At 66.4% G+C, this 8007-nt stretch carries 14 protein-coding genes; all 14 read left to right on the forward strand.

Translation table 11 applies throughout. The features are described 5' to 3' along the window. Window positions 1-906: hypothetical protein (locus FB382_RS21675; RefSeq protein WP_220481994.1), on the forward strand; the 906-nt coding region annotated here is incomplete at its 5' end. Beyond that, a complete protein-coding gene (locus FB382_RS21680; RefSeq protein ID WP_182542036.1) occupies window positions 875-1795 on the forward strand; it encodes a VG15 protein in 921 nt (306 codons plus the stop codon). The genes FB382_RS21675 and FB382_RS21680, both read left to right, overlap by 32 nt. A 62-nt stretch (window positions 1796-1857) precedes the next feature. After that, entirely contained in the window at window positions 1858-2352 is a 495-nt protein-coding gene (locus FB382_RS21685; protein ID WP_182542037.1) for a hypothetical protein, read from the forward strand. A gap of 27 nt (window positions 2353-2379) precedes the next feature. Next, window positions 2380-3282, forward strand: a complete 903-nt coding sequence (locus FB382_RS21690) for a phage major capsid protein (protein ID WP_182542038.1) — start codon at window positions 2380-2382, stop codon at window positions 3280-3282. Between the two features lie 13 nt (window positions 3283-3295). Then, entirely contained in the window at window positions 3296-3529 is a 234-nt protein-coding gene (locus tag FB382_RS21695) for a hypothetical protein (protein ID WP_182542039.1), read from the forward strand. A 15-nt stretch (window positions 3530-3544) separates the two neighbouring features. Next, window positions 3545-3928 carry a hypothetical protein gene (locus FB382_RS21700; RefSeq protein ID WP_182542040.1) on the forward strand — a complete coding sequence of 128 codons (384 nt, stop codon included), beginning with the start codon at window positions 3545-3547 and terminating at the stop codon, window positions 3926-3928. Continuing rightward, window positions 3925-4335 (forward strand): DUF6093 family protein, encoded by a 411-nt coding sequence (locus tag FB382_RS21705; RefSeq protein ID WP_182542041.1) that lies wholly within the window; start codon window positions 3925-3927, stop codon window positions 4333-4335. The genes FB382_RS21700 and FB382_RS21705 overlap by 4 nt, the downstream gene beginning before the upstream one ends. Then, complete coding sequence (locus tag FB382_RS21710; RefSeq protein ID WP_182542042.1) at window positions 4332-4703, forward strand: hypothetical protein; 372 nt, start codon at window positions 4332-4334, stop codon at window positions 4701-4703. Before FB382_RS21705 ends, FB382_RS21710 begins: the two co-directional genes overlap by 4 nt. A 311-nt stretch (window positions 4704-5014) precedes the next feature. Next, on the forward strand, window positions 5015-5560 hold the full coding sequence (locus tag FB382_RS21715) for a hypothetical protein (protein ID WP_182542043.1): 546 nt from the start codon (window positions 5015-5017) through the stop codon (window positions 5558-5560). Between the two features lie 18 nt (window positions 5561-5578). Then, the gene (locus tag FB382_RS21720) at window positions 5579-5992 is read left to right on the forward strand and encodes a hypothetical protein (protein WP_182542044.1); all 414 of its coding nucleotides are present in this window, start codon (window positions 5579-5581) and stop codon (window positions 5990-5992) included. 46 nt (window positions 5993-6038) lie between these two features. Continuing rightward, entirely contained in the window at window positions 6039-6254 is a 216-nt protein-coding gene (locus FB382_RS21725) for a hypothetical protein (protein WP_182542045.1), read from the forward strand. Continuing rightward, window positions 6247-6777 carry a phage tail tube protein gene (locus FB382_RS21730; RefSeq protein WP_182542046.1) on the forward strand — a complete coding sequence of 177 codons (531 nt, stop codon included), beginning with the start codon at window positions 6247-6249 and terminating at the stop codon, window positions 6775-6777. The genes FB382_RS21725 and FB382_RS21730 overlap by 8 nt, the downstream gene beginning before the upstream one ends. A gap of 165 nt (window positions 6778-6942) precedes the next feature. Next, entirely contained in the window at window positions 6943-7410 is a 468-nt protein-coding gene (locus FB382_RS21735; protein WP_182542047.1) for a hypothetical protein, read from the forward strand. After that, on the forward strand, window positions 7407-7967 hold the full coding sequence (locus tag FB382_RS21740; protein ID WP_182542048.1) for a hypothetical protein: 561 nt from the start codon (window positions 7407-7409) through the stop codon (window positions 7965-7967). Before FB382_RS21735 ends, FB382_RS21740 begins: the two co-directional genes overlap by 4 nt. Window positions 7968-8007 lie beyond the last annotated feature (40 nt).

Consider the following 8007-nt stretch of genomic DNA (forward strand, 5'->3'; position numbering starts at 1 on the left):
CGGTTCTACGGCGTTGACAGTCTCGGCGCGGGGCCGACGAACGTCACGCTCTACACGCCCGACGGCACCGTTTGGGTCGCCAAGGGCAAGGATGGCCGCTGGTACGAGGTAGACCGCGACATGCACGGCCTCGGCGTCGTGCCGATCCTGATGCACCTCAATGAGCGCGAGTCGGGCGCCTTCGAGGGCGAGTCTGAACTGGTCGACATCATCGGGCTCACTGATTCCGTAGCCCGGTCGCTGACCAACCTACAGTTCGCCCAAGAGGCTCACGGCATCCCGCGCAAGTACATGACGGGTGTTGCTCAGGGTGACTTCGTTGGTGCTGACGGTAAGCCGATCCCGCAGTTTGAGGCGTACTTCGACGCGATCCACATGGTCACTGACCCACAGGGCAAGGTTGGGCAGTTGGCTGCCGCCGACCTCAAGAACTTCGAGACGTCCATGAACGTCTACGGTCGTCAGGCCGCAGTGTCCTACGGCTTCCCAGCACGCTACTTCGGCATCACAACTTCCAACCCTCCCGCCGAGGGCGCCATTCGGGCCGACGAGAACGACCTGGTCAACTATGTCGGCGACAAGAATGACGCCGAGGGCATGGTGCTCGGTTGGGCCGGTGCGCTCGCCTACCGCTTCGCTACGGGTCGCGAGATCGAGGGCAACCGCGTCCGCGTGGACTACTTCGACCCCGGCACTCCGACGTTCTCACAGCGTGCCGACGCGCTCACGAAGATGCGGTCGGTTGGCGGCATCTCCCGTGAGGGCATGTGGGACGAACTCGGCTGGTCCGAGGCCCGCAAGGCCAAGGAGCGGCAGTACCTCGAGGCTGAGGCGCTTGACCCGCTCATGCAGCAGATCTTGAAGGACGCTGCCGGTGGCAACGCCCAGCCTGTCGCAGGCGCGTAGCCACTACAACCGCCAGCGCCGCATCTCGGCGGCAGCCCTGGTGGCGGTTCGCCGCCTGTTCCAGCGGCGCGCGCCACTGCTTGAGATCGCGTCGACCGTTTCCGCGTACCAGTTGGCTTCCGCGAGCGCCTCCGCGCAGTCAGTGGCTGCGTTTGCGGGTGACATAGCGCCCCTGACGGCCCCTGCGGCGTTCGCCGGGGTGTCGTCAGCGGGATTCCCCATCACTGAGCCGATCATCGCCACAATCGACCGCTTCATTCCGGCGCCAGTGGAGCCGCTGCCCGATGCGTGGTGGGCCGATGCGGTCGAGTTCATGGGTGCCGTCGAGCAACTGATCGTCTCCGAGGTTCAGGACGCAGGCCGCGCGGCCTCCCAGGTGGAGATGACCGCTCGACCCGACTGGACGAACTACGTCCGGATGCTGAATCCGCCGTCATGTGCGCGCTGCGCGATCTTGGCGGGCCGCATCTACCGGGACCTTGACGCGTTCCAGCGGCACCCGCTGTGTGACTGCGTGATGGTGCCCGTCACGTCCTGGCAGGACGCCCACGACGAGGGCCTGATCGTCTCGCCCGCGACGCTGCTCGAGCGTGGGCAACTCCGCGGGCTGTCAAAGGCCGACGAGCGTGCGGTTCGCGACGGCGCTGACCTCGGCGAGGTTGTGAACGCGACAGGCGGCACTTCGGCCCCAGGTATCACCAAGGGCTACCGGACGGACCTGTTCGGGCACCGGGTGAAAGCAACGCACTACGGCACCACGAAGCGTTCCGCGTGGCGCAAGGCGAATCCGTCCCGACTGGTGCGACTCCGCCCCGAGACGATCTACGACATTGCCAGGGACCACTCGGACGCCATCCGCTTGCTGCGGCTCTACGGCTACCTCAAGTAGCCCCACATCTTCCCGACGACGCGAGGTCGTCGGGCAACTCCCCCGCGATGGAGGAAACCCGCATGTCCGAAACCACCACCGAGCCGACCGGCGAGCCGAACGCGGAGCAGACGCAGGGCGACCCTGCCGACAAGCCGCTGGGCGAGAACGGCGAGAAGGCACTCAAGGCAGAACGAGAGCGCGCCAAGGAGCTCGAGAAGCAGCTCAACGCTGCCGCGAGCAAGCTGGCCGAGATCGAGCGCGCCAACGAGACCGCCCTCGAGAAGGCGCAGCGCGAGGCGCAGGAAGCCACCGAGGCCGCCACCAAGGCGACCACCGAGGCCCTCCGCTTCCGCATCGCCGCCGAGACCGGGATCACCGACAACGTCGACCTGATCCTGACCGCGAGCGACGAAGAGACGATGCGCCGCCAGGCCGAGCTCTGGGGATCTCGGACGCAGCAGACAACCACCGCGGGACCGCGGCCTGATCTCACTCAGGGCGGTTCCGGGCAGCCTCACGCCCTCAACTCCGACGGGCTCGAGGAAGCACTCAGAACCAAGCTCGGCATCGCCTGATGCCCTGACCCGTCCTAGGAGGACGCAATGGCGATCACCGCCGCAACCAAGCTCTCCGACTTCTCTGGGTTCCTGAACCGCGAGCAGTCCGAGGCCATCTTCAACACGGCCTACCAGTCGTCTGTCGTGCAGCAGCTCACCCGCCGCGTGCCGCTCGGCATCTCCGGCAAGTCCATCCCCGTCGTCACCGGCAAGGTCACCGCCGGCTGGGTTGCGGAAGGCGCGCAGAAGCCCGCCTCGAGCGGCAGCATGGCCCTCAAGACGATGGACCCGAAGAAGCTCGCCGCGATCGCGGTGGTCTCCGCTGAGGTCGTGCGTGCCAACCCGGGTGGCTACATGGACGTCCTGCGTCCGCAGATCGCAGAGGCGTTCGCCCTCGCGTTCGACGCCGCGGCCCTGCACGGCACCTCGAGCCCGTTCTCGACCAACATCGACACGGGTTCCTCGTCGCAGGAGTTCACCGGCACGGCCCCCGCGTTCACCGCCGTCTACGACGACCTGAACGCCGGTCTCCGCACGCTGGTCAACGCCGGCAAGAAGCCCAACGGCTGGGCGTTCGACTCCCGCATGGAGCCGGAGTTCAACGCCGCGAAGGACTCGCAGGGTCGTCCGATCTTCCTCGACGCGACCTACACCGACGAGGCCGGCCTGATCCAGCGCGGCAAGCTGCTGGGCCGCAAGGCGTTCCTGGGTGACGGCGTCTACGCCGCCACGCCGAAGATCTACGGCTACCTCGGCGACTGGTCGCAGGCCGCCTGGGGCGCCGTGGGCGAGATCTCCTACAGCGTCTCCACCGAGGCCACCGTGACCATCAACGGCACGCTGACCTCCCTGTGGGAGAACAACCTCGTCGCCATCCTCGCGGAGGCCGAGTACGGCTGGCTCGTCAACGACGCTGCCAGCTTCGTGAAGTACACCAACGCCGCCTGATCGGAGGTCTGATATGCCCATCAAGAAGGCGACAACGACCGAAGACCTGACCGCCTCAGCCGAGGCGACCGACCCCACTCCCCAGGAGTTGGTCGATCGCGTCGAGGAGCACACCGCACCCGAGGTGGTCGCGAGAGTCGACGACGTCCAGTACGTCAAGGTCAAGAGCCCGACCGGCGACGTGACGACCGTGCCCGAGGGCATCCTCGACGCGCTGCTCGAGTCCGGCTACAGCAAGTCCAAGTGAGGAGGTGGGGCGGTCGTGGCTATCGCAACCTACGCTGACGTAGCGGTCGAGCTCGGCCGCCCCATCGCCGATCCCAACGAGCAGGCCCAGGTCACTTGGTGGCTGAATGGGGCCGAGCTCCAGATCAAGGCAAGGCTCGGGGATGTCACGCTCCTCGACCAGGAGATCCTCAAGTACGTCGAGGTCATGGCGGTCGCCGCCAAGGCGCTGAACCCGACCGGCGCCCAGTATGAGGCGATCGACGACTACCGCTACGGCCTTCCCGCAGAGTCGCGGCGCGTCACCATCCTCGACGAGTGGTGGTCGATGTTGGACCCGGATGTGGGGGCCGCCGTCTTCTCGGTGCGCGCTACCTTCACGCCAGACACTCCCGACGACCCGACGCTGAACTGGGCATGAGCGCCGCATCTGTCGCGGCGCACGGTCGCCGAGCCGCCGAGGCCCTCATGCTCGACACGTTCACCGCATATGGCGCCCCCGAGTGGGCGACGGTGGACGGCTTGGAGCAGGAGACTCGTGTCGCGCAGTACGACACTCGCGGCAAGGTGTCTGGTCCGTCGATGCAGTCGCGTGACACGAATACGCGGCTGGTGTCGGTGGGTGGTGTGGAGCGTCCGGTGGTTGAGGGCGGCCTGCACATCCCGCTCGCTGCCGCCCTTCCCGCCGTTGGGTGGGAACTGGAGTGCATCGCAGTCGGCCCCGCGTCTGACCCGTCGCTGCTGGGTCGTCGTTGGCGCGTTGTTGACGTGCCCGCGAAGTCCTACGCCACCGCAAGGCGGCTTGATGTGGTCGAGGTGACATCTTGAGGATCAAGGTTGAGCACCACATCGGCGACCTCTATGACGACATGGTCCGCATCGTCACGACCGCACCCCTCGACCTCGAGGACGTTGTGCGGTCGAACGCCTACCAGGGCAACCGGATCGCCCGCGACTTCGCCAAGCAGTCGGCGGGCAAGCACGGCAAGCTCTACCCGAACGCGTTCAGCACCGAACGGAATGGCTTGCATTCGTGGGAATACGGCCCAGATGCCGCGAAGCCCCAGGGTGCGATGTCTTTTGAACGGGGCTCGCGGAACCAGCCTTATCACGGAGATTTGGCGAAGTCGGCAGACCTGATTGGCCCCAAGTTTGCTCACGACGTTGGGGAAGTCATCGACGGGCTGTTCTGGTAGTTCAGGTAGAATGAGTGAGGCCGAACGGCGGTAACCGTCCGGCCTCTGCACACCACCTGAGTCAGCAGGAGATGCACATGCCCAACCCTAGCCCCTGTTCCGTAGACGGATGCGACCGACCTTCCCAGGTGAAGGGCTGGTGTCGCGGACACCATCAACGAGTGATGCGTAACGGCACGCCCGGCCCGGCTGCGTTCCGCAGGGCGCCCAACTCCGCTCCCGGGCCGTGCGCGTTCGACGGCTGCGACCTCCCGTCGCACTCCCGCGGCTGGTGCGCGGCCCACTATCAACGCTGGTACGACGGACGCCCGATGGATGGCCCGATCGCGCACTACGTCAAGGCCACTCCTCCGCCGTGCAAGATTGACGGCTGTGACGACGTGAGCGACTCGCGCGGCTGGTGTCGACGTCACTACCTACGCTGGTGGCGCCTCGGCGACCCCGGCCCCGCCGAACTTCGCCGGATCGGCCTCATTGAGACCTGTACCGCGGATGGGTGCGACAAGCAGCACCGCACGAAGGGGTACTGCGACACGCACTACCGGCGATGGAAGCGCGGCGTGCCCGTCGAATCAAAGACGTTCAAGGCTCTCCCGAAGCCCAGCGATCCGAACAGTTACGCAGCCGTCCACGCTCGCTTGCGGGCGACGTGGGGACCCGCTAGCGATTACGCCTGTTCGACGTGCGGCGAGGACGCCCGCCACTGGGCCTACCAGCACAACGACCCGCACCCGCTTAGGGCGCCGAACGGCATGCCGTACTCCACCGACATCTTCGGTTGCTACGAGGCGATGTGCGGGCCTTGTCACGGGAAGTTCGACCGCGACCTCGATATGCGCGAGGCCATCTTCAACTGACTCCAGAGGGGAGGCGTTGTGACCTTCCCAACCGAGGAGCAGCACGCGACCGCCGTGATGGCCGCCTTGACTGCCGCGAACGCCGTCCCGCTGTCGCTGAGTGAGATCACGCGCCGAATCGCCGACCCCGCTAGGTATGGCGCGCTGCCGAAGTTCTACACCGAGGTCACGGTCACGCGCCGGTTCAACGGCGATGGGGCGCGATCTGGTGGCGGTAGCGGCGTGCGCCTGGTCCGCATCACGACGCGCGCGGTTGCGGAGACTGAGGCCAACGCGCGGGAGATGCGCCGCCGCACTAGTGACGGCCTCGAGGGTTCGTCGCTGAGTGTCGTCGGCTTCGACAGCACGCCTGTCGAGTTTGAGACCGAGGACCCGATCGCCCCGGATGACGGCTGGTTCTCCGGCCTGACGACCTGGACCTACGCGGTCTAACGCCAATCCCACCTGCACACCCACCACCCGCAAGGGAGTTTCCGCCATGCCCGAATACAGCCGCGTCAAGGACAAGAGCACCGGCCACAAGTTCACGGTCATCGCCTCTGCGGTGGACGAGGACGCCATGCAGGTGCTCAAGCAGGACGCCGTCGACGTTGTCGGCGAGCCCCTGCCGCCTGAGTACGCCCACGAGTCCCTGTCGAGCCCCACCACCAGCGGCCAGACGGCCACCACCAAGAAGGAGAAGGCCGATGACTGAGCCCATTCGCCCCGCTGCAACAAAGTTGCACGGGAAGGAAAATTGGATCGTTTGCCTCGCGATCGCCGACATCACCACGCCCACCGCGACCGAGGTTGCTGCTGGCACCGCGCTCGACATCACGAACATCGCGTTCCAGTCGGGTTCGCCGAACCCGTCGCAGAACACGAACCGGGTCACGCAGGAGCGTCGCTTCGGTGACACGGTTGTGGCTGAGTTCATCGGTGACACGACCTACCAGGGCGGCGACCTGACCTACGCGTTCGGCGCGCAGTCTGCGTCTGGTTCTGACGGCAAGAAGCTGTGGGAGAAGATCCCGGCTGGCACGACGGGCTACCTGGTGCGTCGGATGGGTGTCGCGCGTGCGACTGCTCCGGCTGCGGGTCAGTTCGTGGATGTGTTCCCGGTGGAGTTTGGTCCGTCGATGCCGACGAAGCAGGGCGATGGTGAGTCGTCTGAGGCGGCTGCGGTGTGTTCGTTCGCGATCAACTCGGCGCCTGCGTTCAACAAGGCGCTGGCGTAACCCTCTGAGTCACCGGGGGCGGGAGGGGTTCGACAGCCCTCCCGTCCTCGGTTCCAATGCCGCGCGCTGGGCGCGGGCTGGTCTCCAAAACCGGCCTCGCCAGGTTCGATTCCTGGGCGGTGTGCGAATCCCTGTCGTCCTGTCGATCTGTCGGAAGGAATCGCTATGCCCATCCCCACCAGCATCACGCGCGAGCAGTTGAACGAGGCACTCAAGCCTCTGTGCGACCTGCTCGGCACTAACGTCCTGAACTTCTACAGCGACCCCGGCATGACGATTGCTGGCGGGACGGTCACGTTTACAGTTCCCGTCCGCCATGAGGACAACCCCGCCGGTCGAGCCGCGCCGCTCAAGGTCCACAGACTCTGCGGCGAGCACGTCACCACGCGGCACCCGCAGGGCGGCGACTCGGCACCCGTGATCGTCACTGGCTCCGGCGGCTGCGACTCCGCTGAATGGGGCTACGAGGTTGTGGTCGACGTGCTGCCCCTCGTGTCCGCAACCGATGACCAGCCCGGCAGCGCCTTCGCCGAGTTGATCGGCGCACAGTCGGACGAACTCCGCGAGGTCAACAAGCGGCTCGCAGCCATCGAAAAGCAGATCGGCCGCTCGGTCATGGGGAGGCGCAAGTGAGCACCACCACCATCAAGCCCCGGTCCGCCCAGGTCGTCATCTATCAGGGTGACGACCTCCAGCGGCTCGGCGAGCTCCGACGTGCAGCCGACATTGCCCAGCGCATGGTCGACGAGTTCAAGCAGTCCGGCACGGCACGCGGCGGCGACGCTCCATCTGCCGAGGACGAGAAGGCGGCCTACAACGCGTTCGTCGAAGAGGCTGCCGAGCGTGCCGTCGTCATCGAGGTTCACGCGCTCGGCCGGAAGCAGTTCCGCAGCCTCATGGCCGCCCACCCGCCGCGGAAGGTCGACGGCGACGAAGGCAAGCAGGTCATCCACGAGGACGACGCCGGCTACGACGTGAACATGGACGACTTCCCGGCCCCGTTCCTGGCGGCCAGCATCGCCGAGCCGACGTTCGCGACCCCCGCTGACTGTGAGCGGTTCCTTGACGACCTGGCCGACGGTGACTTCGACCGCGTGTTCTCGACTGCCTACTGGCTGAATCGAGCGCCGGGCGCGGACCCTCAGTCATCGAAGTTCTCGCTCGGTCCCCCGAGTTCGACCGCGATCTAGAGATCGCTGAATCCCTCGGGCTCGCGAGGGTTGAGGACTT

The sequence above is a fragment of the Nocardioides ginsengisegetis genome (assembly GCF_014138045.1).
GTDB classification, from domain to species: Bacteria; Actinomycetota; Actinomycetes; order Propionibacteriales; family Nocardioidaceae; genus Nocardioides; species Nocardioides ginsengisegetis.